Raw genomic sequence first — 25,570 nt, forward strand, 5'->3', positions numbered from 1 at the left:
TATATTCCAGCGTGTAGAACTGGCAACAATGGCGGCACAGCCAGAAGTGGATCACCCCGTGGGTGTGCTCGGCCGTGTCGGCATCGGGATGATCGTGAGCAAAGCGAAAGAATTCTCCGCCCAAGTGGTAGTCAAACGGGAGAGCGCATTTCGGATTCGCGCAATAGGAAAACATACTGGCCCCTTGCACCCACGGCGCATGCCCCTCAGATACGCCCGGAAGCTGCTTGTTTGCTGTTTTCCGGGGGAGGGAATTCCCCGGCCGTCCGCTTGGCTTCCAGATTCTGAATCGTGGCACGCAACCACTTGCCGACGGCTTCCTCGAGTTCCTGCGGCGTTGCATAGCGGTAAAACGAATCCACTGTTTCATCCTTGTCGTTGAGCGGGATAAAACGGCAGGGAAATTGCATCTGCTGCCGGTCGAGCGGCACCAACTGCATCAGCGCGCAGTCCTTGCACGGTTTCGAACGCGTGGGATCCCCGTAATTGAGACACGTCGGAGAATCTTCAAAGATAAATTGAGGTCTCCAGCGGCTGCGCGGTGTGCGGTAGCCGCCTCGTTCGAGGAAGTCCTGTTCTGCGCGCAGAACCTGCAGCAGGTCTTGAGTGTTCCCGGTCATAAACAACGCGCCGTTTTCAGCACAGTTATTCTATAGCGCAAGAATCACGTTGCGCTGTGACCGCCATCACATCACTGCCTGTTGGTGCTTCCTGCACAATGCACATTCCCTCCCGCGGGAACTCTTGACCGGTGCGCGGCTGGATTTTCCTGGGATTGTAGTTAAAATGGAGGGCGTCTGGGAGCCCATCCGGGAGAGTGGCATCCTTGTATTGTGCGACCGCAAAGCGGTCGACATTCAGAACACTGGAGTTGATGCCTCTCGAGGCTTGGGAACACCGGTAGATTCCGCCGTTACAGCTGTCGTTGCATTTGAGGCAGGCGGTCGCGCTCTGCCGTGGCAAGACCCAGGAAGTGCTTTGCCGGCGGGAGTTTCCGTGCCGGTGGCCGGTTTCAGAGCCGTGGCGCCGCCAGCACAGGCAGAAAGGAAGATAATCGAGTGATTGTCGGGGTTCCAAGAGAGAGTTATCCCGGGGAACGGCGCGTGGCGCTGGTTCCCATGGTGATCCCCGGCCTGGTCAAGGCGGGCTTTGAAGTCCTCATCGAGATGGGTGCGGGCGTGGAAGCGGGTTATCCGGACGCCCATTATGTGGAAAAGGGCGCGAAGATTGCCCCCGACCGCGCGGCTGTCTTTTCTGGAGCCGGCATTATTGTGCAGGTCCTCTGCTACGGCTCCAACGACGTCACCGGCAAGGCCGATCTGCCTCTGTTGCGCCGCGAGCACATTCTCGTCGGATTCCTGCGGCCCCTCGGCTCGCTGGACATCGTCCAGCAGATTGCCGCTACCCGCGTCACCTCTTTCTCCGTGGAGCTGATGCCACGCACCACGCGCGCGCAGAGCATGGACGCGCTCTCCTCCATGGCCACGATTTGCGGCTACAAGGCGGTGCTCCTCGCCGCCGACACTCTGCCCCGCATCTTCCCCATGCTGACCACCGCCGCGGGCACCATCACCCCCGCCCGCGTTCTGGTCATCGGCGCCGGCGTTGCCGGATTGCAGGCCATCGCCACCGCTCGCCGTCTCGGCGCCGTGGCCTCCGCCTACGATCTGCGCCCCGCCGCCAAAGAGCAGGTGCAGAGCCTCGGCGGGCGCTTCGTCGAGCTGCCCATCGAAGCCAAGGACGCCCAGGACGCGCGCGGCTATGCGCGCGCTCAGGACGAAAGCTTTTACAACCGCCAGCGCGAGCTGCTCGGCCGCGTGGTTAGCGAGAGCGACGTGGTCATCACCGCGGCGGTCATCCCCGGCAAGAAATCTCCGGTGCTGGTGACCGAAGCGATGGTCAAGGGCATGGCTCCCGGCTCGGTGATTCTCGATCTGGCCGCGGAACGCGGCGGCAACTGCGAGCTGACCGTGCCCGGCGAAATCGCCGTGCGCTACGGCGTCACTATCATTGGCCGGATCAACATGGCCAGTGGCGTCCCCTACCATGCCAGCCAGATGTACGCGCGCAACGTCAGCGCCTTCCTGCTGCACCTGGTCAAGGACGGCAAGCTGCAGCTCAACCTGCAAGACGAGATCGTCCGCGAAACGCTGCTGACTCGCGGCGGGGAAGTGGTCAACGCGCGCGTGCGCGAATCCTATGCCCTGCCCGCGCTGGCTCCGCAGGGAGCCGTGTAGCGCGGCCAGGCCCCGGGAATCGAAGTGGCGGAGCGTGCTCCGCAGGAGGATGGATGTCGTCGAATCTCATTGACGGGCTTTTCGTGTTCATGCTGGCGGGTTTCATCGGATTCGAAATTATCCGGCGCATCTCCCCGCTGCTGCACACCCCACTGATGTCGCTCACCAACGCCCTGGACGCCATCGCCGTCGTCGGCGCCATCGTCCTCGTCGGCGAGCACAAATCCACCTTTTCCACCGTGCTCGGCACCATCGCCATCGTCGCCGCCACCAGCAACATCGTCGGCGGCTTCCTGATTACCGACCGCATGCTGCGCATGTTCAAGACCAGCCGCCCGGACAAGCCCTGAACCGACCATGATCAACCTTCCCGCAACCACGCACATCATCGAAGCCATCTACCTTATCGCCAGCATCCTTTTCATCCTCTCTCTCAAGTGGATGATTTCGCCGGCCACCGCTCGCCGCGGCATCCGCGCCGGCGAAATCGGCATGCTCCTGGCCATCGGCGGCACGCTCCTGCACCACGGCATCGTGGACTACAAGTGGATCGCCATCGCTCTCGTGCTTGGCACGATCATCGGCATCCCCCTCGGCAAGGTGCACATGACCGCCGTGCCGCAGCGAACCGCCCTCAGCCACGCCTTCGGTGCCCTTTGCGTCACCTTGGTCGGAACGGCGGAGTTCTATCTTCGCTCGCCCGAAGTCCCGCGCTTCATGATGTCCGTGCTCTCCCTGGAAGTGATTCTCGGCGCGCTCACCTTCACGGGCAGCCTGATGGCCGCTGGCAAGCTGCAGGAGCTCCTGCCGCAGCGACCCATCACCTACAAGGGACAGAATCTCGTCAACCTTTCCTTTCTCGCCGTCTCCATCGGCCTTGCCGCCTATCTCGTGCTGCACCCCGGCGCGAAGCAGTTCTTCCCGTTCATGGTCGGCATTCCCCTGGTCTTCGGCGTGCTCATGATCATCCCCATCGGCGGCGCGGACATGCCCACGGTCATCTCGCTCTTGAACTCCTACGCCGGACTTTCCGCCGCGGCTATGGGCTTCGTCCTGAACAGCAAGCTGCTGATCATCGCCGGCGCGCTGGACGGCTCTTCCGGATTCATCCTCTCGGTCATCATGTCCAAGGCTATGAACCGCTCCTTCACCAACGTGCTTTTCGGAGCCTTCGGGCAGGTGCAGCCGGCCGCCGCGGTCGGGGCGGAAGAGAAGACCGTGCGCAGCGCCACCGCCGAGGAAGCAGCGCAGATTCTGGCCGCCGCCAACAAGGTCGTGATCGTGCCGGGCTACGGCATGGCCGTGGCCCAGGCGCAGCACAAAGTTCGCGAGCTTTACGACGCCCTCACCAAGCGCGGCGTGGACGTAAAGTTCGCCATCCACCCCGTGGCCGGCCGCATGCCCGGACACATGAACGTCCTGCTCGCCGAAGCGGACATCCCCTACGACAAGCTGCTGGATATGGACGAGATCAACTCCGATTTTCCGCAGACCGACGTGGCCCTGGTGATTGGCGCTAACGACGTCACCAATCCCGCGGCGCGCACCGACGCCTCCAGCCCCATCTTCGGCATGCCCATCCTGGACGTGGACAAGGCCCGCACCGTGATGGTCATCAAGCGGAGCATGAGCCCGGGCTTCGCCGGCATTGACAACCCGCTCTACTATCTCGACCGCACTCTGATGCTCTTCGGCGACGCCAAAGCCTTCGTCGGCAGCATCGTCCGCGAACTCGCCGGTGGCAGCTCCCACGGCTAGCGGAAAAACTCTTTTTTCTATCGATTTTGTAGGTGCCGGGCGGAATTCATCCCGACCTGGTCGGGAGCCCGGCTTTTTGTCTTCGATGCTTTGCCCGCCTGCGGGCAGCCGCTTCACCTGTTTTTAAGCCCTTTTTCCACAGCCTCAGCCGGCGGGCAAGAGCAGCTTCTCAGGGTGCGGCGAGGCTGCGCCGCAGCGCCGCGCGCCGCGCCTGCAGCCAGTCGCGCCAGCGCGGCAGCCCCTCCCCGGTCAGCGAGGAAACTTCCAGGATCTCCATCCCCGGATGCACGCGCTGCGCGTTCGCTCGCGCCTGGTGCAGGTCGAAGGGCACGTGGGGCAGTAGATCCACTTTGTTCAGGATCAGCAACTCCGAGCGGAAGAACATCGCCGGATACTTCAGCGGCTTGTCTTCGCCCTCGGCCACGCTCAGCACTACCACCTTGGCCGCTTCGCCCAGGTCGTAATTCGACGGACACACCAGGTTACCCACGTTTTCGATCAGCAGCAGGTCGAGATCCTCGAGATTCCACGCCGCCAGCGCCTTTTCGATCATCCGCGCATCGAGATGGCAGGTGCCGCCGGTGGTGATCTGCTGCACCGGAAATCCTGCGCGCGCCAGGCGCACCGCGTCGTTGTCTGTCTGGATATCGCCGGTCAGCACCGCCACCCGCTCGCCCGGCGCAAACGATTCCAGCGTGCGCTCCAGCAGGCTGGTCTTGCCTGCCCCCGGCGAGCTCACCAGGTTCAGGCACAGAATTCCATGCTCCTGGAAGCGCGCGCGCAGCTCCGCGGCGATGCGATCGTTCTCCTTGAGGATTTTCCCTTCCATGGGCACGAGGTTCATGCGTCCTCCATCTCCAGGTAGGCCAGCTCCAGCTCGTCGCCGCCGGCGAAGCGTGTCTCCACGGAGCCACAAGCCGGACAGGTGATTTCGAAATCGGCCACCGTGAAATTGTGCCGGCAGCGCGGGCACTCGTTGCGCTGCGGGACGCGCTCGATTTCCAGGGCGCAGCGCTCCAGGTCGGTCTCCTTCACCAGCGCTTCGTAGCAGAAGGCGAGCGAGTCGGCGTCCACCCCGGCCAGATCCCCGATGCGCACCACGATCTTGGCCAGGCGCATTCCCGGACGCTTTTCCGCCTCCGTGCGCGCGGCTTCCAGGACCGAGCTGGCAATCGCGAGTTCGTGCATGGCTTCAACAGATGCGCGGCAGTTGATCTCCCGCGAGCATATCCACGATGCGCGTGGTGCCCAGCCGCGAGCGCAGCAGCACCCGCCCGGGCGGCCCGTCCGTCACCGTGCCGATGATTTGCGCCTCGCGCCCCAGCGCGTGCCCGCGCATCGCCTCCAGAATGTTCTCCGCCGCCGCCGCGTCCACGACGGCCACCAGCTTGCCTTCGTTCGCCACGTACAGCGGGTCCAGCCCCAGCATCTCGCAGGCTCCGCGCACCGCGTCGCGCACCGCGATCGTCCGCTCCTCCAGCAGCATCCCCGCGCGCGACTGCGCCGCGATCTCGTTGCACGTGCTGGAAAGCCCGCCGCGCGTCGGGTCGCGCAGGCAGCGGATCGCCGGCGCATACGCCAGCATCGCCGCCACCAGTTTGTGCAGCGGCGCGCTGTCGCTCTCCAGCGCGCCCTCGAACTCGATCCCCTCGCGCTGCGCCAGAATGGCGATGCCGTGGTCTCCGATCGGCCCGCTCAAGATCACCCGGTCGCCCGGCCGCGCCTGGTCCGCGGAAAGCTTCACGCCCTCCGGCACCACTCCGATCCCCGAGGTGTTTACGAACATCCCGTCGCAGCTCCCTTTTTCCACCACTTTCGTGTCGCCCGTCACGATCTCCACGCCCGCGGCCCGCGCCGCTTCCCGGCAGGACCACACCACCCGCCGCAGCGTCTCCAGCGGCAGCCCTTCCTCCAGAATGAAGGCCATGCTCAGGCACAGCGGCTGCGCGCCGCCCATCGCCAGATCGTTCACCGTACCGTTCACCGCCAGCGAGCCGATGTCCCCGCCCGGGAAAAACAGCGGCTTCACCACAAACGAATCGGTGGTGAAGGCCAGGCGCGAGCCGTTCACCCGCACCACCGCCTGATCGTCCATGCGCAGCAAGGTTTCATTTCCAAAGGCGGGCAGAATCAGCTGGCGCAGCAAATCCGCGCTGAGTTTTCCGCCGCTGCCATGGCCCAGCAGGATGCGCTCGCCCGCCGGCAGTGGCAGGGGACAGGAGAATCCGTTCGCCGTGGGACTTTTCTCGGCCATGAGGTCCGCTCAGCTTGCCACCCGGTGCCGCCGGTAATGATAGTAGGCCGCGCAGGCGCCCTCCGCGGAAACCATCGGCGCGCCCAGCGGCTTTTCCGGCGTGCAACGCGTGCCAAATGCCGGGCAGTCGGTCGGCTTGCGGATGCCTTGCAACACCAGCGCGCTGATGCATTCCGCCGGCTCTTCCACGTGCACGTCGGAGATGCCAAAGCGCTTGTCCGCATCGTGCGCCGCAAACTCTGCGCGCAGCCGCAGCCCGCTCTGCGGGATAATGCCGATGCCGCGCCACTTCTGGTCGCCCACCTCGAAGACCCGCTCGACCATCTCCTGCGCCGGCACGTTCCCCGCGCGCGTGACCGACCGCGCGTACTGATTTTCGACCCGGGCCTCGCCCTGCTCCAGTTGCGTCACCAGCAGCAGCGTGGCCTCCAGCAGGTCCACCGGCTCGAACCCGCCCACCACGATGGGTACGCGGAAGTCCCGCGCCAGTTCCTCATACTGCCGGTAGCCCATCACCGTGCACACGTGCCCCGGCGCGATGAAGCCCTGCACGCGGTTACCCGGCGAATTCAGCAGCAAGCGCACCGCCGGCGGCACTAGCACGTGCGACACCAGCATGGAAAAATTCTCCAGCCCTTCGCGCTGCGCCTGCCACACCGTCATAGCGTTGGGCGGCGCCGTCGTCTCGAAACCGATCGCCAGGAACACCACCTGGCGTTCGGGGTTGCCCCGCGCGATCTTCAGCGCCTCCAGCGGTGAATAGACGATGCGCACGTCGCCGCCGGCAGCCTTCACCTGGAACAGGTCGGTCTGCGATCCCGGCACGCGCAGCATGTCTCCGTAAGACACCAGCGTCACCCCGGGCCGCGACGCCAGATCGATGGCCTTGTCGATTGTCTCCAGCGGCGTCACGCACACCGGGCAGCCCGGCCCGTGCACGTACTCCACGCCCTGCGGCAGCAGATCGTCGATGCCGTACTTCATGATCGTGTGCGTCTGCCCGCCGCAGATCTCCATCAGCACCCAGGGCTGCGTCACACGCTCGCGGATGCGCTCCGCCAGGCCCAGCGCGATGCGCTCGTCGCGGTATTCGTCGAGATATTTCATGACGCCCCGCCCGGCGATTCTTCCGGCGGCAGTTCACCTGCGAGCAGGCCCATCTCGTTCAATAGCGCGTAGGTGCGCTCGGCCTCTTCGCGGTCCACCTGGCTGATGGCGAAGCCCACGTGCACCATGACGTAATCCCCGGACTGCGCTTCGGGGACGTAGTCCAGGCACACCGCGCGCACGATGCCGCCAAATTCCACGCGGCCCGCGCGCACACCATTGTCTTCGGAAATAGCGAGGATTTTGCCAGGTATAGCGAGACACATAAGAGCGTGCCCCCTGCCCGGATTCTACACCGCAGACCGGGCCGTGGGGCAGGGAAGTCTTAAGTTATGTCGACCGCTTCGCGGTCGCAGAGTACGTCGTCCGGAGCGAGTACCGATTCGGTACCGGTTCCCCGGGTTATGGGAATCACTGTTGCCCAGCGCGCCAGTTCGTTCCCCGCCGCTTCCACCAGCAGCGGCAGCGCCCGGGCCACCACCGGGGAGAGCTCCGCGCCCAGCCTGGTCGTGGCTGGCTGGATGCCCAGCAACACCACCTCCGGCGGCTCCTCTCCCAGCATGCGCAGCGCCATCAGCAGGTCCGGCAGCGCCATCTCATGCGCGCTGCCGTTGCCCGGCAGGCTGCGCAGTTCCTCGCCAGCCACGCGGATCACCGCTCCCGCCGTGGCGCCCACATCCACGGCATCGAGCACCAGCAGCCGCCGCACACCCAGAAGATACGGCAGCAGCTCCAGCCCCTTCGTACCGCCTTCCAGAAACTCCACCTGCGCGCACCCTCCCAGCTTCGCTTCCAGCTGCTGCTGCGCGCAGACGCCTGCGCCGTCATCGGACTGGATCAGGCTGCCCAGCCCCAGCACCAGCGTGCGGTCGCTGCCTTCTCCTGGAAAACACATCGTCTCGCGCATCATTTCACTTCGTTTTGTCCGAGTTCTTCCAGCTCCGTCTCGGGCATGAATTTGTAGCCGGTGAAGATGCTCTCGATCAGCCCGTTGCGCTCCTCCCAGGAAACCAGAACGGCGCTGTACACATGGTGGATCACGAACGTGAAGAACCCGAACATAACGCAGAAATGCGTGAGGCGCAGGTATTGGATGTCAATCAGCCGCGGTAGCCACCCGATCAGCGCCGTCAGCAGAGGACTGCTCAGCGTCATGCTGTAGAGCGCCAGCCCGGTCAGAATTTCCACGAACATCAGGAAGAACATGAACATATAGGTGACCGCGGCGAGGGCATTGTGGCCGATGACGTGAACCAAGTCCCGGCGCAAGAAGCTGTAGTAGCTCACCATGTGGCCGATACCCTGCCACTGTTTCCTCTTCAGCGGCAGGAACGCGCTCCAGCGCGACCATTTGTTTCCGTGGAGAAACCAGTACATGCGCAGGAGAAACGCGCCAACGAACACAGAGGCCGTTGTCAGGTGGATGAAGCGCATCGTCCCCATCAGATACGCGTTTTCCCCCCGGCTGATGATGAACGGATTGTGCATGTAGTAGCCGGTGAAGGAGAGCACGGCTATGCAAAGCACGGCCACCCAGTGCGAGATGCGCACCGGCAGTTGCCACACATACAGACGCACCGACTTGCGGGTCGGATCCACCGTCCGGGCCTCGGCCCAGGAATGAACGGGGATGAAACTCATGGTCGGCCTCCTTCTTTGCCGGGCCTCTCCGGCCCCCGGCGGGCCTCAGCGGGCCAGAACTTCCGCATAGCGCTTCCCGCGCGCGTCGGTGACGTGCACCGCGCAGGCCAGGCACGGGTCAAAGGAATGGATCGTGCGCAGCAGCTCCACCGGCCGCTCCGGGTCGGCCACCGGCGTCTTCAGCAGCGCCGCCTCGTAGGCTCCGCGCTGCCCCTTGGCGTCGCGCGGCCCCGCGTTCCACGTGCTCGGCACCACGCACTGGTAGTTCTTGATCTTGCGGTCCTCGATCTCCACCCAGTGGCCCAGCGCCCCGCGCGGCGCTTCGTGGAAGCCCCAGCCCCGCGCGTTCTTCGGCCATATCGCCGGGTCCCAGCGCTCGCCGTTGTGCACCCGCAGGTTGCCATGCATCAGGTTGCGGTCCAGCTCATCGATCCACTTGGGCAGCTCGCGCGTTAGCAGTTGCGTCTCGATGGCCCGCGCCGCGATCCGCCCCAGTGTGGAAAAGAGCGCCGTGGCCGGCGCGTTCAGCTTGGCCAGCACCCCGTTCACCAGCTCGCGCACTTGTGCGTGCCCCGCCGCATACGCCACCAGCATCCGCGACAACGGCCCCACCTCCATCGCCTGGTCCTGGTAGCGCGGCGCCTTCAGCCAGGAATATTTCTCCGCCACGTTTAGCTGCTCATAGGGCGGCTTCGGCCCCGTGTAGTTCGGCCGGGTCTCGCCCTCGGCGGGATGCTTCGCGGCGTCGTTCCCGCCCGTGTAGTCGTACCAGGAATGCGTCACGTACTCGCTGACGTTCTTGGGGTCCATCGGATGCACCGTGGACAGGTCGCGGTTCAGGATCACCCCGCGCGGCAGGAAGAAGCTCTGGTCGTCCTTCACCCCGTGCATCGGATATTCCCCGTACGCCAGGAAATTCCCCAGTCCTTCTCCGTAGTGGAACCAGTCGCGGTAGAAACCCGCCACCGCCAGCACGTCCGGGATGTACACCTGCTCCACAAACGCCTGCGCGGCCTTGGCCGCCTCGCGCACGAACTCGATCCGCTCCGGGTTGATCGGCGCGTGCGGCTCGTTGGGATCCATGGCCGTGGACATTCCGCCCACCAGGTAGGTCTGCAGGTGCGGGTTCTTCCCGCCCAGCACCGCATGAATGCGGATGAACTCCCGCTGGAACTCCAGCGCCTCGATGTAGTGCGCCACCGCCAGCAGGTTCGCTTCCGGCGGCAGCTTGTAGGCCGGATGGCCCCAGTAGCCGCTCGAAAACAGGCTCAGCTGTTTGCTGGCCACCAGCGCCTTCACCCGGTCCTGGATCATCTTGAAGTACACCCGGCTGGATTTTGGCCATGCCGAGATCGATTCCGCAAGCTGCGACGTCTTTCCCGGGTCGGCCTTCAGCGCCAGCGTCACGTCCACCCAGTCCAGCGCGTGCAGGTGGTAGAAGTGGATGACGTGGTCCTGGATGGTCTGCGTCGAGCCGATGATGTTGCGGATCAGCCGCGCATTGTCCGGCACCTCGATCCCCAGCGCGTCCTCCACCGCGCGCACGCTGGTCAGCGCGTGCACCGTCGTGCACACTCCGCAGATGCGCTGCGTCCAGATCCACGCCTCGCGCGGGTCGCGCCCTTGCAGGATCAGCTCGATCCCGCGGAACATCGTTCCCGAGCTCCAGGCATCCGCCACGGCGCCGCCCTCGACCTGCGCCTCGATTCGCAGATGCCCCTCGATCCGCGTTACCGGGTCAATTACGATGCGTGCCATGTACGCCTCCTAAGGTTTGCCTGAGGTGGTTTTCTCGCTGGAAGGTGTTTCCGGCGGCGGAGCCGCGGAGCCCCGTCTGCGGTCGCGCACAGCGCTGGCGATCCCGTGCACGATCGTTGCCCCCGCCACGGCCCCCGTCAGCACCAGCCCGATCTCCCCGGCGGTGACGTCCACGCCGAATCCCGGCACGCTCGGCAGCCGCTCGTAGAACGGCGACTTGGTGTCCCAGAAGCGCGGCGAAGCGCACGCCAGGCAGCCGTGCCCGGCCTTTACCGGCCAGCTGGTCTGGTCGTTCCAGCGCGCGTTCGGGCAATTGAAGGTGCCCACTGGCCCCTTGCAACCCATCTTGTACAGGCACCAGCCCTTGCGATGTCCCTCGTCGCCCCACTCTTCCACGTAGCGCCCTGCGTCATAGTGCGCGCGCCGCTCGCACTGGTCGTGGATCAGGCGCCCATACGCAAACAGCGGCCGGTGATACTGATCCATCGCCGGCAGCTCCCCGAACGTCAGGTAATGCACCAGCACCGCAGCGGTGTTCGCCGGATTCTGCGGGCACCCCGGCATGTTGATCTGCGTCAGCCCCGGCACCGCCTCATGCAGCCCTACTGCGCCCGTCGGATTCGGATGCGCCGCCACTAGCCCGCCGTCCCACGCGCAGGCCCCCACGGCGATCGTCGCCGCTGCGCTCCGGCATACCTCCGTCGCGATGTCCAGCGCCGTGCGCCCGCCCACGCAGCAGTACACCCCGCCGTCGCCCTTGGGGATCGCTCCCTCCACCACCACCAGATATTTGCCCTTCTCTTCCTTCACCACGCGCTGCAACGCCGCTTCGGCCTGCTTGCCCGCTCCGGCCATGATGATTTCGTGATATTCCCAGGAGAGCAGGTCCAGCACTATTTCCAGCACCGTCGGCGCGCCCGACCGCAGGATGGACTCCGAGTTTCCCGCGCAATCCTGGAACTGCAGCCACACCAGCACCGGCTTGCGCGCCTTGCCCAGCGCATCCGCCACCTGCGCCACGTAGCGCGGCGGCAGCGCCAGCGTCGCTACCATCGCGCCGCAGAATTCCAGAAACTTCCGGCGCGACACTCCGCGCTGTTTCAGTTGCTTGGCCAGCGTTTGTCCGCTCGGCAACATAGGTCACCTCTGCAGGCTGGATCTCTTGCGGGGCCCGGTGCGGAGTGGCCGAATCGTACCCGCACTTTCCCGGGAATGGGGGAGGCATAACAGGAAGCCATTAGAAGATACTGTGACGGCTGTCACTCAGGGTGTAGAATCCTGACAGTATCTCGGGTGGGCCGCCCCCCGTACTGTAACCTTCAGCGGCCGGCGTTCAGTCGGAGGGAGTTGTTCCGGTGCCCATCCGTACCTTATCTACCGAGCATTGTGGGGCGTGCCAGCTAAAGTCCAACGCCTTCTTCTGTGACCTGCCCAAAGCCACCATGGACGATTTCGAGTCCATCAAGCGCTCCGCGGCCTATCCCGCCCATTCGCTGCTCTTCATGGAGGGTGAAGCGCCCCGCGGCATCTTCCTCCTCTGCCAGGGCCGCGCCAAGCTGTACATGACCTCCTCGCAGGGCAAGATGCTCCTGCTGCGCTTCGCCGACGGCGGCGAAGTCCTCGGCCTGCACGCTGCGCTCTCCAACCGCCCCTACGATGCCACGGCGGAAGTCCTGGAGCCCGCCCAGGTGGCCTTCGTCCCCCAGGCCGAATTCCTCCGCTTCCTCGAGCGCCACGCCGATGCCTGCCTGAAAGCCGCCCGCCAGTTGAGCGACCGCTGCCAGGACGCCTTCGACCAGATGCGCTCCATCGGCCTGGCCCATACCGCCGCGGAAAAGCTCGCCCGCCTGCTCCTGGAATGGTCCAGCGAGGGCCACGAGACCCCCCAGGGCATCCGCGTAGAAATCCACATCACCCAGGAAGAGATCGCCCAGCTCATCGGCTCCTCCCGGGAAACCGTCAATCGCCTCTTCAGCAAATTCGGCAGCGAAAGCCTCATCACCCTCCACGGTTCCACGCTGCTGGTGCACAATCCCACGGCCCTGGCCAGCCTCGTCAACACCTAGCTGGATTGCCGGTGGCGCGTAAGATCGCTCCTATTTGAAGGCCTCGCCATTGCTCCGTGCCCGAACGGTAGGAAACCTTACGCCTTTGTCTGGTGGTGGATGTTGACCGCTTCGCGGTCACGGAAGCAATTGATTTCAAAGAACCTCCGCCGGCCTACAGGAGAATCACGGCGATCGCCACCCTACCTCGAAATCGGCGTTGCATGGATGTGTTAAATACCTTGTAGTCCTGCATCAGGCGTGTCCTAGCTTGCCTTCTGGCCCGCAGAGTCCATTCTGTAGCCGCTCTGCTCCTTCTCCCGGAAGTAGGCATTCGCTACATATTGAGAAAGCATTCGCTGGGAGTTAAAGAAGGAGCCATTCAGCGCAATGGTTGAACGCATGATTTCTGCAAAATGTGAAGGACGCCCATAGAACGTCGGCAAGATCGTCTGCTCGAGTTTGTCGTAGAGCGAGGCGGCTTCCGCAGAAGAATCTTCGTAGAGCTCATCGTCCGTGCCTATCGCCCATCCCGTGGCTCCTTCTGCATGTCCCTCGATCCACCAACCGTCCAATACACTCAAGCTGGGCACGCCGTTTAGGGCGGCTTTCATGCCGCTTGTGCCGGAAGCTTCCTGTGGTTTACGAGGGGTGTTCAGCCAGAGGTCCACACCGCTCGTGATGAGCTGCGCCCATCGCATGTCGTAGTCTTGGACGTAGACAAAGCGGATGGCGTCTTTCAGATATCCGGCCATCTCCATTACATGCCGGATCATTTCTTTGCTGCTTGCATCCTGAGGATGGGCTTTCCCGCCGAACACGATCTGCAAAGGGCCATACTCCTTGGACATGCGCCGCAAACGAGCCCCATTGGCGAGCAATAGTTCCGGGCGCTTATATATTGCCGCGCGCCGGGCAAAACCGATGGTGAATGCCTTCTCCTCCATCTCGACATGCGTCTTGCTCTGTATCTCTTGCAGCAAAGCACGTTTGGCGGAAGCATGCGCCTGGCGGATTTCATCGAGAGAGATTCCCCGAACGTAGCGGAGGTACAAATTGTCCCGCCGCCACTCGGGGATGTGCCGGTCGTAGAGCTCGCGGAATGCCGGCGCCGTCCAGGTGACCGCGTGCACTCCATTGGTAATGGCGCGGATGGGATACAGGGGGAACATCTCCTGGGATATCTCCCCGTGATGCATGGCCACGCCGTTGATGTAACGCGAAAACTTGAGAGCCAGATTGGTCATGTTCAACGTGCCCTCGGGACAGCACCGCGTTACTTCCAGAACCCGCATTCTCTGCGCTCCCAAGACCTGCTGCATCAGCGCTCGCGGGAATTCGTCATGGCCCGCGGGTACGGGCGTGTGCGTGGTGAAGATGCACTGGGAGCGAATGGCTTCGAGATCCTCTTCAGTGGCCGAGCCCAGTTCGGATTTACCGAGTCGCTGCTCCAGGAGACCCAGGGCGAGCAGGGCGGCATGCCCCTCATTCATGTGGTAGCTGCCGATTTGCGTGTAACCGAGTTCGCGCAGGATTCTCACACCGCCGATGCCGAGCAATGCTTCCTGGCAGAACCGGTAATGAACATCACCGCCATAGAGGTGATCGGTAAGAGTTCTGTCCCACGGCGTGTTTTCTGCCAGGTCGGAGTCGAGCAGATAGACTGGAACCTCGTGCCCTAAAATTCCCCGAATCGAGTATTTCCACCCCCGGAGATGAACCTCTCTCCCTTCGATTTCCACCGAAGCTCGTGCGCTGCTTTCCTCGAGCACCTCCTCCGGCTGCCACTGGGCATCCTCTTCGAATTGATTGCCCCGCGCATCGAGCCGCTGGCGGAAGTAGCCCCTGCGGTGTACCAGGGTTACTCCGACCATCGGCACTCCGAGGTCGGCAGCGGAGCGCAGAGTGTCCCCGGCCAAAACGCCCAAACCTCCGCTGTAGGTCGGGATCGCAGGCTCCAGCGCGATCTCCATCGAGAAATAGGCGACTTTGGACTGATTCGTTTCCGGCATGCTTCCCTCCAGGTTCGCCACTCCCACAGGTCCGCCAATCGATCTACCACTTCTTTTCTCGGGCTCCGAGTTCCTTCAGACGTTGTTTCATCTCGTTTAGGCACCGCACCTCGCACGCGTCCACTGGACGATCAAACCCCGACCGATGTTGTATCCGAATCCGCAGCGAGACGTCCGGGCGGAACTTCCGCACCGCTTCGTATTGAATGGACTGATCGTAAGGAACGATGTCGTAGCCGGAGTCCCGCCTCTCTTTGGGAATGATCCAGTCCGCGATTGCCTGCAAGGCCATTCGGACCTTGTGGCAATGCGGGCAGCCTGGCAGTGGATGTTCGACCCCAGACTCGTGGGTGCCCGCCAGCTCGAGTGTGAATCCGATTTGGCGCTTCTCTTTTTTTACGTAATAGTAGTCCGGTAGAGCCTCCCAGCAGACGCGGAAGCGCTCGACAAATTCCCGGAGAGCCTCGGGCACTCCTTCGGACGGTCCCGTGGCGATCGTCCCGTTCTCTTGCTTGCCCTTGGCCCCTCTGCCGGGGGATTCTCCTTCCGACTCAGACTTGGAATTCATAAGTTCTCCTTCCACCTACAATTGGCCGGTTCTTTGCAGTTCGGGCTTCACCTCCCCGTTCCATTTCCAGATCGCGAAGATAGGCGGATAGACCACCAGCTCCAGGATGAAGGACGTGAAGATGCCGCCGATCATCGGCGCGGCGATGCGCTTCATGACGTCCGCTCCCGCCCCGGTGGACCACAGGATGGGCACCAGCCCGAAGAACATGCAGGCCACGGTCATCACCTTCGGCCGCAGCCGTCTCACCGCGCCATGGACGATGGATTCCCGCAAGTCGTCCCAACTGCGCATCCGTCCGTTGCGCTTTGCCTCGTGGTACGCCAGATCGAGATACAACATCATGAACACCGCCGTTTCCGCGTCCACTCCCATCAGCGCGATGAGCCCGACCCACACCGCGATGCTCATGTTGTAACCGAGCAGATAGAGGAACCACACCGCTCCCACGGCGGAGAAGGGAACCGCCAGCAGAATGATGAGGGTCTTCGCCGTCGAGCGCGTGTTGAAGTACAGCAATAGGAAGACAATGAAGAGCGTGACCGGCACAACCAGCTTCAGACGCTCTTTCGCGCGCTCCATGTACTCGTACTGCCCGCTCCACACCAGCTGATACCCCGGCGGAACTTGCACTTTGTCCAAGACCGCTTTTTTTGCATCCTCCACGTAGCCGCCTATGTCCCTTCCGGTGACGTCCACGTACACGTAGCCGCTGAGCCGCCCGTTCTCGTCGCGGATCATTCCCGGCCCGGTCCGCAATCGGATGTCGGCAAGCTCCGCCATCGGTACCTGGGCTCCCGTCGGAGTCCGCACGAGCACGCGATTGAGAGCGCCGATATCGCTCCGGTAATCGCGCAGGTAGCGGACGTTGACCGGGTAGCGCTCGCGTCCTTCCACGGTGGTGGTCACGTTCTCGCCGCCCACCGAGGAGGTCAGGACCATCTCCACTTCCTCGATCGTCAAGCCATAGCGCGCGAGCGCCTCGCGCTTGATATCGAAGTCCAGGAAATATCCTCCAGTCGTCCGCTCGGCGAACACGCTCGTGGTCCCGGGAATACCCTTGATGGCCAGTTCGATCTTCTCGCCAATCTCCTGAATCTTTCCCAGGTCGGAGCCCAGGATTTTGATCCCCAGCGGCGTGCGCACTCCGGTGGTGAGCATGTCAATGCGCGCCTTGATGGGCATGGTCCACGCATTGGCGAATCCCGGGAGCTGCAGCGCTTCATTCATGCCCCCCGGGCCGTAAATCAGCTCCTGCGTCGAGATCCGGTCCGGCCAGGCGCGCCGCAAAATGCGCTGCAGCCATTCGGGCGCCCGCTCCGAATACCAGCGCGGCTTCTTGGGCCATTGCTCGCGCGGTTTGAGGACCACCACCGTTTCGGCCATGGACAAGGGAGCGGAATCGGTGGCCGTCTCGGCGCGCCCGGCTTTGCCGAAGACGCTCTCCACCTCCGGGAAGCTTCGCAGGATCTTGTCCTGGACCTGCAGGATTTTCCCGGCCTCGGTCACGGAAATTCCCGGAAGCGTCGTGGGCATGTACAGCAGGGAGCCTTCGTCGAGCGGCGGCATGAACTCCGACCCCAGCCGGAAAAAAACGGGAACCGTCAGGGCCACCACAAGAACCGCCGCGCTCACGATGGCCCATTTGTTTTCCAGCGCGAACTCCACCACCGGAAGGTAAAGACGCATCAGCGGCCGGCTGATAGGGTGCTTCTCCTCGCTGTGAATTTTGCCCACCGCGAATGTGTTGACCAGCCAGGCCAGCCAGCGCGGCCGAAACTCGAACTTCTTCTGCCGGATGACCAGCATCGAGATGGCCGGGCCCAGGGTGATGGCCAGGATGGCCGCGATGGCCATCACGAAGTTCTTGGTGAACGCCAGGGGCTTGAACAACCGGCCTTCCTGCGCTTCCAGCGTAAAAACGGGCAGAAAGGAGACGGCGATCACCAGCAGGGCGAAGAAGCTCGGGCCGCCTACTTCCTTGATCGCCATGATGATGACGCTGCGATAGTCCGTCGGCCGCCCTTCCGCTTCCCAGTGCTCCAGTTTCTTGTGGATTTGCTCGACGGAGACGACCGCCGCGTCCACCATCGCTCCGATCGCCACCGCGATCCCCCCGAGGGACATGATGTTCGCCGTGAGCCCCAGCGATTGCATGGGGATGAAGGAGAGAAGAATCGCGATGGGAATGGTCGCGATGGGAATCAGCGCGCTCGGAATGTGCCAGAGGAAAATGATGATCACGATGCTGACGATGATCAGTTCTTCCTTGAGCGTGCCCTTGAGGTTCTCAATGGACCGGTCGATCAAGTCCGACCGGTCATAGGTCGCCACGATCTTCACGCCGGGCGGAAGCGTCGGTTCCAACTCCGTTATTTTGTCGCGGACTCGCCCGATCACTTTCTCCGCGTTTTCTCCGAAACGCATGATGACCACGCCGCCCACGACCTCGCCCCGGCCGTTGTATTCGGCGATGCCCCGGCGCAGGTCCGGTCCCAGCGTGGCCGTCCCGAGATCACGAACTAGAATCGGCGTTCCCGTGGCCGGATTGCTGCCCACGACGATCTGTTCGAGGTCCGCCAGCGAGTGCACGTACCCGCGCCCGCGGACCATGTATTCGCGGCCGGAAAATTCCACCAGCCGTCCTCCCACGTCGTTGTTCCCCTTGCGCACCGCCTCCACCACGCTATCTACGGGAATCTTGTAGGCCAGCAGCTTCGTGGGATCGATGTTGATCTGGTATTGCCGGACAAAGCCCCCGATCGGCGCTACCTCCGCCACTCCCGGGACGGACTGCAGCGCATAGCGCAGATACCAGTCCTGGTAGGTCTTCATCTGGTCCAGGCTGTAGCGGCCCGTCGTATCCACCAGGGCGTACTCGTAGACCCAGCCGACCGCCGTCGCGTCTTTCGCCAGTTCCGTCTGCACTCCCTGCGGCAGCCGTGGAAGAATGCTGCTGAGGTATTCCAGCGTGCGCGAGCGCGCCCAGTAAATGTCCGTGCCCTCTTCGAACACCACGTACACATAGGAATAGCCGAAATCGGAAAATCCCCGGATGTCCTTGACCTTGGGCATGCCCAGCAGGGAGGTGATGATCGGATAGGTGACCTGATCCTCGATGATGTCCGGGCTGCGGTCCCAGCGGCTGTAAATAATCACCTGCGTGTCTGACAGATCCGGGATGGCGTCCACCTTCGTGTTCTGGAGCGCGTACCAGCCCAGCAGGACCGCGACCGCGGTGAAGAGAAAAATCAGGAATCGGTTGTTCGCGGAGAACTCGATGATCCGGTTGATCATGGCTTAAGCACGGCTTCCTTCCTCAGTTCTTCCCAGGTCAGCAGCTTTCCGCCGTTTTTCCGCACGAACGCCTGCGCATCATCGCGTTTCGCGAACGCGTAGGTGCTCGGCTCGCAGCGGTCGAAAACCAGGCTGAAGGGGCGTTTCGTCTGGTCCATCATCGTTCCCTCATGCGCATCGCAGAGGGAAACCCGGCTCCCCTCGACGTAGACCGCGGCCTCGGGCTTCATGGGCTTATCGGAAAGGTACTCTGTGACTTCCACCAGTTCTCCTGGCTTGCCAACTTGCACGTTATGCGTGATTCCGCAGCGCACGCAGCACACCGCCACGCGCTCCTTCCCCAGCAGCAGTACGGCCCGTGAATGCTCGTGAATGTGCCGCTGGCAAATTACGCAGATCTGCGGCTTGGTTTCCTGCAGCAGCCAGTAGCCTCCCGCCGCGATTGCGGCAAGAATGAGGCTGCTCAGAATCAGCGTCGCGGTCTTGGCTTTCTTGCTCATGGCGTCCTCCGCGGACTCAGTGCTGCATGCCGCCCATGGCGCTCTTGAGACGGCTTTCGGAATCAATCAGGAAGTTGCCGGAGGTCACGATCGTCTCTCCCGGTTTGAGTCCCGACAAAATGACGATCTGGTCCCCCAGGCGCGGGCCGATCCTCACCTTCCGTGGCTCGAAATATCCGTCAGCCATGGCCACGAACACCACCTGCTCCGTGCCTGAATCCAGCACTGCCTCCTGCGGCACGACCGTCTGGGTTCCGTACGCCAGGTTGAGCTGCACCTCGGCGAACATCTCCGGCTTCAATTCAAAATTGCGGTTGGGAAATGCCATGCGCACTTTCACCGTGCGCGTCACGGGGTCGACGGTCGGGTAGATGTAAACAATTTTTCCCGCATATGTTTTCCCGGGAAAATAGCTCAGCTGCATGGTGGCCGGCTGGCCCAGCTTCACATACGGCACTTCATACTCATAGATTTCCGCGTTGACCCACACCGTCGAAAAATTCGCGATCTCATAGAGCTCCGTTTCCGGCGTCACGTACGTCCGTTCATAGACTTCGCGCTTGAGCACGAAGCCGCTGGCCGGCGAGTAGATCGTCATCGTGCGCGTCACCTGCCCGCTCTCCTCCAGTCTCTTGATCTGTTCTTCGCTGATGTCCCACAGGCGCAGCCGCTCGCGCGCCGCCTGCAGCAGAGTCTCCGAGCCCTTGGAGACCTCGGTGAACGGAGAGGAACTCAGGTCTTTTTCGGCCCCGCGCGCAATCAGGTATTCCTGCTGTGTCGCCACCAGATCCGGGCTGTAGAGACTGAAGAGCGGCTCCCCTTTCCGGACCAGTTTCCCGAGGAAGTCCGCGTTGACGTGTTCCACCCAACCCGCGGTTTTCACGTGAATCCTGGCGATTTTCGTCTCATCCACCTGCACTTGCGCCACCGCGCGAATCGTGCGCGTCAGCGGCTGGCGCTGCACCACGCCCGTCCGCACGCCGGTGAGCTGTTGTTTTGTGGCCGTAATCTTCACCGTCCCGGCAGGCATGTTTTCCATCGCTTCGCCGCTGTCGGTATACATCGGAACCAGGTCCATGCCATCGGGCGCCTTCCCGGGGTGGTCGGAATGCATCGCCGGGTTCATGGCGTCGTACCAGTAAAGGATCTTCTTTTCCTGGGGTTTGCTTTGCTCTTCGGCATACATCGGAACCAGCTCCATGCCGTCCGGCGCGGTACCCGGTTTGTCCGAGCGATGAGCGGGATTCATCGAATCATACCAGTAGAGAACCTTCCGCTCGCCAGGTTTGGCGGCGGCCTCCTGGCCATGGCCGGCATGGGAGCTATGGGTTTGTGCACTCCGTTCGCCGGAGCTCGCTGCGAACCACGCGGCGAAAGTGCTGCGATACCCGTAGGCGCCGGCGGCCAGGAACGTCACGGCCGTGACGGCCATCGTGATCTTTACGAGTTGTGGTTTCATCATTCCCCTCTTACTTTGCGAGATCCAATCCGGTAATTTGTTCCAGGTTCACGAGCGCCTTTTCGTAGCTGGCCAGCTCTTCGTAATAACTGACTTCGTATTCGAGCACGGATGTGAAATTGTTGATGAGGCTCTCAAAATCGAGAGCGCCGGTCTGGTAGGCCGCCAGTGAGGACTCCAAAGCCAGCGCCGATTGGGGTACGAGCCCCCTGGTGTACAAGGTCAGCAACTCGTCGGACGCCTTTGCCTGCAGGTATTGTTCCTTCACCTGGAAGAGCAGGGCCGTGCGGATGGACTCCCGGCTTTGCTTGGAGCTTTCCAGCGCAAAGCCTGCTTCGCGAACCCCTTCCCGCTGTTTTTTTCTGTAGAAGATGGGAATGTTGATGCCCACATTGAAGCCTTGCATGTCCGGCATGCCGGGCCGCTGTTGGTAGTCGTAGCCGGCGCGGAAATCAGGGTAGTAAGCCTTTTGTGCCAGGTTCACGGCGTACTGGTCTTGTTCGATCAGCTGTTCCTGGCGGCGCATCTCGGGAGAGTTTGCGACACCCTTCTCAATCAATTCGTCCAGCGAATAGGTGAGCGCGGACTTTTCGACCGGTGCGAGCTGTCCCACCGGAGTCTCAGGAGAACGCAACAGCAGGGTGTTGAGTTGCGCGGCCAGAGTGCGGCGCCGTTGATTTAGAAGAGTGAGCGTGCGGAGAATCCGGCTCACTTCCAGTTGCGCGCGAATCACGTCCTGCTGCAGCCCCTTGCCGACCTTGTATTTTTCCACCGCGACGCGGGCCAGCTTGTCCAACAGGTCCTTGTTCTTCTGCGTGATCGCCAGCGCTTGATCGACCGCCCAAAGTTCGTAATAGGCGGACTTCACTTCCGCGCGAATTTGGCGGCGCGTCGCCTCCAGATTCCAGCGCTCCGCCTCGACGTCCTTTTCAGCGATTTGTCCCCGCAGCTGGAGCTTCCCGGGATAGGGGAATTCCTGCATCGCGCTGATCCCGCGGTAACTCGAAGGATCCATGCGCTGCACGCTGAACGGGCGGATGTTTCCCATCCAGCCGACACTCACCGTCGGATCGGGCAGAGATTTGACCTGCGGAACACGCGCGCGTTTCGCTTCGATCGTCTGCTCTTCCGCTTTGATGGCGGGATGCACACGCTCGGCCTCGTTGATGAGGTCCGCGAGTTGAATGGGATCGGCAGTGGCGAGTGTCGCCGCTGCGGCGTTTCGTTCCTCCCGGGCTTCCGGCGGAGCCGTCTTCGCGCCTTCCCCGGGGGGCGCCTGGGCCGCCTGGGGCGCGGCCCGCAACCCGCCGGGCGCCACCGCCAAGAACAACAGCCACACCCCCGGCCACATTTTTTTCCGCCAGGCCTCCGGCCGGTACCTCAATCGAGAATTCATGCGCACTCCTCCGTTTCCATGAAAGTTCATGCGCGCACACCTGTGCGCACGCGGAAAAACGGGGGAGCCGAATCAGATTCTTAGAACGGAGATGCTTCCCGGAGGACTACTTCGAGGTAAGAACAGTTCGGCACGCTGCGCCATCACCGCCGCGCCTGCCGCATGGAAATCGGCTGCCACCGGCACTGCCGCCGGGCTCGTTTGCTCGGGCTCCGTCTGCGTTTTCGCGTTGTCCGCTAAATAAGGATGCTCGTCCGCGGAGACCGTGCAGCAGGATGCAGAGAAAAACGATACCGCCGGCCCGCTGTTGTCCTCCATCTCCTGCATGCAGGACTTCTTCGCTTCCGCAGGGGATGGCTGCGCCAGGCAGCAGGAGAGCAGCGGCCCTGTTACCAGGGCCAGCAGGATGACCAACGCCGTAAATCGCGCGCTACTTCTCATCTGCGTTCAGCCTACTCCTCTCTCCCATGGGACGCAAGGGAGTGTGACTTGTCGCGCTACACCGCCGGCCGCTGGGCCCACCCTGCGGCCGCGGAATGCCGGCCCCAAGATAGTCCCTTGCTACTCTGCGAGTATTCTTCCAAAATAAAGAATTATAGTTCGCGTTTTCGATGCGTCGCGCAATCGCCGCTCCACTCGGGGGGAACTGCACGGAACGATGAAAGATCTGACCGAAATCGAAACCTCTTTGCGCTCCATCGCTTACTTCTCCATGGAGATCGCCCTGGAGAACTCCATGCCCAGCTACAGCGGCGGCCTGGGCGTTCTCGCCGGCGACACTATCCGCGCTGCCGCGGACATGAAAGTCCCCATGGTCGCGGTCTCTCTCCTCTATCGCAAAGGCTATTTCGCCCAGCGCCTGGAAGCCGACGGGACCCAGGTGGAAGAGCCCGTGGAGTGGCGCGTCGAGGACTTTTTGCACGAGCAAGGGGCCCGCACCAAGGTCATCATCGAAGGCCGGCCCGTCCACCTCCGCTCCTGGCGTTATCCCGTCTGCGGCGTCACCGGTTACGAGATCCCCGTCTATTTCCTCGACGCCGATCTCCCCGAAAACGACCCCTCCGACCGCATGCTCACCGGTTCGCTCTACGGCGGCGACCGCTACTACCGCCTGTGCCAGGAGGTCCTCCTGGGCATCGGCGGCGTGCGCATGCTCCACGCACTCGGCTATACCGGCCTCACCCGCTACCACATGAACGAAGGCCACGCCGCACTGCTTTCCATCCAGCTCCTTAACGAGGAGGCCCGCAAAGCCGGCCGCCGTACCATCCGCGGCGAGGATATCGCCAAGGTCCGCCGCAAGTGTCTCTTCACCACCCACACTCCGGTTCCCGCCGGCCACGACAGATTCCCCATGGAGATGGTCAGCCGCGTCTTCGGCCACCGCCTCGATCTCCTGGACCTCCAGGACGTCTTCTGTGCGGAGCTCCTCAACAACGTCCTCCAGGAAGAGCGCAAATTCTCCAACATGGACCAGGCCGTCCTCGCCGGCACCTCTCTCAACATGACCTATTTGGCCCTGCACCTCAGCGCCTACGTCAACGGCGTCGCCAAGCTCCACGGCGAAACCTCCCGCAAGATGTTCTCCGACCTGCGCATTGAAGCCATCACCAACGGCATCCACGCCGCCACCTGGGCTGCTCCTTCCTTCCAGCGCCTCTTCGACCAGCACATCCCCGGCTGGCGCGAGGACAATTTCAACCTCCGCGCCGCTCTCGGCCTCCCGCCCGCGGAAGTCTGGCTTGCCCACCTCGCCGCTAAGCAGCGCCTCTTCAAGGTGGTCCACCAGCGCTCCGGTTTGACCCTCGATCCCGAGATCTTCACCATCGGTTTTGCCCGCCGCGCCACGGGCTACAAGCGTGCCGACCTGATCCTCTCCGACCTCGAGCGCCTCAAGGACATTGCCGTCAAGGCTGGCCCCTTTCAGCTCGTCTTCGCCGGCAAGGCCCATCCCCACGACGCTGGCGGCAAGGAGATCATCCGCCGCATCTTCCGCGCCAAAAAGGCTCTGGGCCGTCAAGTGCGCACCGTCTATCTCGACGAATACAACATGGACCTCGGCGGCAAGATCACTTCCGGCGTCGACCTCTGGCTCAACACCCCGCAGTATCCCCTCGAGGCTTCCGGCACCTCCGGCATGAAGGCCGCGCTGAACGGCGTGCCCAGCCTCAGCGTTCTGGACGGCTGGTGGGTCGAAGGGCACATCGAGGGCGTGACCGGCTGGTCCGTCGGTGACGCTTCCTACACCGGGGCGAAGTCCGAGCGCAAGTGTGAAGCCGAATCCATCTATCAGAAATTGGAGCAGGGAATCCTTCCGCTCTACTATCTCCAGCGGGACCGCTATCTCTCCATCATGCAGCACGCCATCGCCCTCAACGGTTCCTTCTTTCACACCCAGCGCATGCTCCAGCAGTACGTCACCCACGGCTATTTCCGCTGAGATGCTGCACCCAGGGGTGACGATCGGAGCTTCCGGCCCTGCCGGAAAGGATCTCAACTGTTGGTGTCTGTAATACCTAGCGGGGAGGCTCCCACGCCACGGAATGCAACGTTCGGCTTTTGCGGCATTCCGCTCAGGGAGCGTCCGCCGGCTGCGGGATCTTCTTTTCCCCGCGTAATTCCGCTTCCATGTCCACGATGTTGCTCTTCGCGAAGTCCTCGAAATATCCCCACGCCCCGTAGCGCTCTTTCAGCTGCGGAAGGACCGCATCCACGACGGCCGCGCCTTTCTTTTCCTGCCGCAGCTCGGCAGCCACCATCTGCCGCAGCCCTTCGATGTATTGCGCGAAGCCCGCCACATCTCCCGCGTTGCCCACGTCCCCGTGGCCCGGCACAAACGTCGCCGAAGGGTGGGCGCTGCCCAGCTTCGCCAGCGTCTCCAGCCACTTGCCGGCCGATGCGTCGATCAGGTTCGGCAGCATCTTGCGCCAGAAGAGATCTCCGCAGAAGACCACCTGCGCGTCCGGAATTTCCACCACCGAATCGCCGCCCGTGTGCCCCGGGTAATAGCGCACGACAATCCGCCGCGCCCCGAGATACAGTTCCACGCTGCCGCCGTCGTACACCGCCTCCGGCGCTGTCAGCCCTTCCACCAGCGCCTTCTGCTCGGGCTTGATCTCCTTGCCGAAAAACTTCCGGTTCTCCGTGTGGATCCACGTGCGCACGTTGCGCTGCGCGAAGATCACCGCCCCGGCCTCCGCGAAGACGCCGTTCCCCGCCACGTGATCCAGATGGTAGTGCGTATTGATGACGAACTTGACCGGCAGCTTCGTCAGCTTGCGGATTTCTGCGAGCATCTGCCGCGCTGCTGCTGCGTTCTCGAACGTGTCGATCACCGCCACGCCGTCGTCGCCGATCACGAATCCGGCGTTGGCTCCCGCATCGCCTTTGGCGTCATCAATCGCTGCCCACACGTTTTGCCCCAGCGGTTTCAGGAGGAAGGGAGAGCCGGTGGGTGCCTGGGCGCGCGCGCCGCAAGCCAGCAGGAAGAACGCGATGGTTGCAAGTTTGAGGATGCGCATGGCCGCACATGCTACTA

The 25,570-nt window shown here is 62.9% G+C and carries 23 protein-coding genes; 5 read left to right on the forward strand and 18 right to left on the reverse strand.

The window, feature by feature from the left end:
• Window positions 1-206: 206 nt before the first annotated feature.
• Window positions 207-620, reverse strand: a complete 414-nt coding sequence (locus tag LAN61_13615) for a hypothetical protein (protein MBZ5541549.1) — start codon at window positions 618-620, stop codon at window positions 207-209.
• A 438-nt stretch (window positions 621-1,058) separates the two neighbouring features.
• Here LAN61_13615 and LAN61_13620 point away from each other — a divergent pair, with 438 nt between their 5' ends.
• The 3 genes from LAN61_13620 to LAN61_13630 are packed head-to-tail and all read left to right on the forward strand — an operon-like array spanning window position 1,059 to window position 3,995.
• Window positions 1,059-2,237, forward strand: coding sequence for an NAD(P) transhydrogenase subunit alpha (locus tag LAN61_13620; protein MBZ5541550.1), 1,179 nt, complete (start codon window positions 1,059-1,061; stop codon window positions 2,235-2,237).
• 53 nt (window positions 2,238-2,290) lie between these two features.
• A complete protein-coding gene (locus tag LAN61_13625; protein MBZ5541551.1) occupies window positions 2,291-2,587 on the forward strand; it encodes an NAD(P) transhydrogenase subunit alpha in 297 nt (98 codons plus the stop codon).
• 7 nt (window positions 2,588-2,594) lie between these two features.
• Window positions 2,595-3,995: an NAD(P)(+) transhydrogenase (Re/Si-specific) subunit beta gene (locus LAN61_13630; protein ID MBZ5541552.1), complete on the forward strand. Its 1,401-nt coding sequence runs from the start codon at window positions 2,595-2,597 to the stop codon at window positions 3,993-3,995.
• 169 nt (window positions 3,996-4,164) lie between these two features.
• Here the strand turns inward: LAN61_13630 and hypB are convergent, their stop codons facing one another.
• From hypB to LAN61_13675, 9 genes are read right to left on the reverse strand one after another with little or no spacing between them, the layout of a single operon-like run.
• Window positions 4,165-4,839 (reverse strand): hydrogenase nickel incorporation protein HypB, encoded by a 675-nt coding sequence (gene hypB, locus LAN61_13635; GenBank protein ID MBZ5541553.1) that lies wholly within the window; start codon window positions 4,837-4,839, stop codon window positions 4,165-4,167.
• The gene (locus LAN61_13640) at window positions 4,836-5,183 is read right to left on the reverse strand and encodes a hydrogenase maturation nickel metallochaperone HypA (GenBank protein MBZ5541554.1); all 348 of its coding nucleotides are present in this window, start codon (window positions 5,181-5,183) and stop codon (window positions 4,836-4,838) included. Before LAN61_13640 ends, hypB begins: the two co-directional genes overlap by 4 nt.
• Window positions 5,184-5,187: 4 nt before the next feature.
• Window positions 5,188-6,249, reverse strand: coding sequence for a hydrogenase expression/formation protein HypE (hypE, locus tag LAN61_13645; protein ID MBZ5541555.1), 1,062 nt, complete (start codon window positions 6,247-6,249; stop codon window positions 5,188-5,190).
• A gap of 9 nt (window positions 6,250-6,258) precedes the next feature.
• Window positions 6,259-7,356 carry a hydrogenase formation protein HypD gene (gene hypD / locus LAN61_13650; GenBank protein MBZ5541556.1) on the reverse strand — a complete coding sequence of 366 codons (1,098 nt, stop codon included), beginning with the start codon at window positions 7,354-7,356 and terminating at the stop codon, window positions 6,259-6,261.
• Window positions 7,353-7,622 (reverse strand): HypC/HybG/HupF family hydrogenase formation chaperone, encoded by a 270-nt coding sequence (locus LAN61_13655; protein ID MBZ5541557.1) that lies wholly within the window; start codon window positions 7,620-7,622, stop codon window positions 7,353-7,355. The genes hypD and LAN61_13655 overlap by 4 nt, the downstream gene beginning before the upstream one ends.
• Window positions 7,623-7,681: 59 nt before the next feature.
• Window positions 7,682-8,251, reverse strand: a complete 570-nt coding sequence (locus LAN61_13660) for a hydrogenase maturation protease (GenBank protein ID MBZ5541558.1) — start codon at window positions 8,249-8,251, stop codon at window positions 7,682-7,684.
• Window positions 8,252-8,262: 11 nt separating this feature from the next.
• Window positions 8,263-8,997, reverse strand: coding sequence for a Ni/Fe-hydrogenase, b-type cytochrome subunit (cybH, locus tag LAN61_13665; GenBank protein MBZ5541559.1), 735 nt, complete (start codon window positions 8,995-8,997; stop codon window positions 8,263-8,265).
• Window positions 8,998-9,042: 45 nt separating this feature from the next.
• Window positions 9,043-10,755 (reverse strand): nickel-dependent hydrogenase large subunit, encoded by a 1,713-nt coding sequence (locus tag LAN61_13670; GenBank protein ID MBZ5541560.1) that lies wholly within the window; start codon window positions 10,753-10,755, stop codon window positions 9,043-9,045.
• Window positions 10,756-10,764: 9 nt separating this feature from the next.
• A complete protein-coding gene (locus LAN61_13675) occupies window positions 10,765-11,892 on the reverse strand; it encodes a hydrogenase small subunit (protein ID MBZ5541561.1) in 1,128 nt (375 codons plus the stop codon).
• A 218-nt stretch (window positions 11,893-12,110) separates the two neighbouring features.
• On the opposite strand from LAN61_13675, the gene LAN61_13680 reads away from it, so the two are divergent.
• Complete coding sequence (locus tag LAN61_13680; GenBank protein ID MBZ5541562.1) at window positions 12,111-12,821, forward strand: Crp/Fnr family transcriptional regulator; 711 nt, start codon at window positions 12,111-12,113, stop codon at window positions 12,819-12,821.
• 245 nt (window positions 12,822-13,066) lie between these two features.
• Here the strand turns inward: LAN61_13680 and glgP (LAN61_13685) are convergent, their stop codons facing one another.
• From glgP (LAN61_13685) to LAN61_13715, 7 genes are all read right to left on the reverse strand, one after another.
• Window positions 13,067-14,812, reverse strand: a complete 1,746-nt coding sequence (gene glgP / locus LAN61_13685) for an alpha-glucan family phosphorylase (protein MBZ5541563.1) — start codon at window positions 14,810-14,812, stop codon at window positions 13,067-13,069.
• 43 nt (window positions 14,813-14,855) lie between these two features.
• Window positions 14,856-15,380 (reverse strand): hypothetical protein, encoded by a 525-nt coding sequence (locus LAN61_13690; GenBank protein MBZ5541564.1) that lies wholly within the window; start codon window positions 15,378-15,380, stop codon window positions 14,856-14,858.
• 15 nt (window positions 15,381-15,395) lie between these two features.
• Window positions 15,396-18,677, reverse strand: coding sequence for a CusA/CzcA family heavy metal efflux RND transporter (locus LAN61_13695; protein MBZ5541565.1), 3,282 nt, complete (start codon window positions 18,675-18,677; stop codon window positions 15,396-15,398).
• Window positions 18,674-19,177, reverse strand: coding sequence for a nitrous oxide reductase accessory protein NosL (locus tag LAN61_13700; protein ID MBZ5541566.1), 504 nt, complete (start codon window positions 19,175-19,177; stop codon window positions 18,674-18,676). The genes LAN61_13695 and LAN61_13700 overlap by 4 nt, the downstream gene beginning before the upstream one ends.
• A 16-nt stretch (window positions 19,178-19,193) precedes the next feature.
• A complete protein-coding gene (locus LAN61_13705; GenBank protein MBZ5541567.1) occupies window positions 19,194-20,639 on the reverse strand; it encodes an efflux RND transporter periplasmic adaptor subunit in 1,446 nt (481 codons plus the stop codon).
• Window positions 20,640-20,646: 7 nt separating this feature from the next.
• Window positions 20,647-22,032: a TolC family protein gene (locus tag LAN61_13710; protein MBZ5541568.1), complete on the reverse strand. Its 1,386-nt coding sequence runs from the start codon at window positions 22,030-22,032 to the stop codon at window positions 20,647-20,649.
• 72 nt (window positions 22,033-22,104) lie between these two features.
• Window positions 22,105-22,473: a hypothetical protein gene (locus LAN61_13715; protein MBZ5541569.1), complete on the reverse strand. Its 369-nt coding sequence runs from the start codon at window positions 22,471-22,473 to the stop codon at window positions 22,105-22,107.
• Between the two features lie 217 nt (window positions 22,474-22,690).
• Here LAN61_13715 and glgP (LAN61_13720) point away from each other — a divergent pair, with 217 nt between their 5' ends.
• Complete coding sequence (gene glgP / locus LAN61_13720; protein ID MBZ5541570.1) at window positions 22,691-24,472, forward strand: alpha-glucan family phosphorylase; 1,782 nt, start codon at window positions 22,691-22,693, stop codon at window positions 24,470-24,472.
• Between the two features lie 133 nt (window positions 24,473-24,605).
• Here glgP (LAN61_13720) and LAN61_13725 read toward each other — a convergent pair whose 3' ends face one another.
• Window positions 24,606-25,553, reverse strand: coding sequence for an MBL fold metallo-hydrolase (locus LAN61_13725; GenBank protein ID MBZ5541571.1), 948 nt, complete (start codon window positions 25,551-25,553; stop codon window positions 24,606-24,608).
• Window positions 25,554-25,570 lie beyond the last annotated feature (17 nt).

This window comes from Terriglobia bacterium (assembly GCA_020072785.1).
GTDB lineage: Bacteria > Acidobacteriota > Terriglobia > Acidiferrales > UBA7541 > Acidiferrum.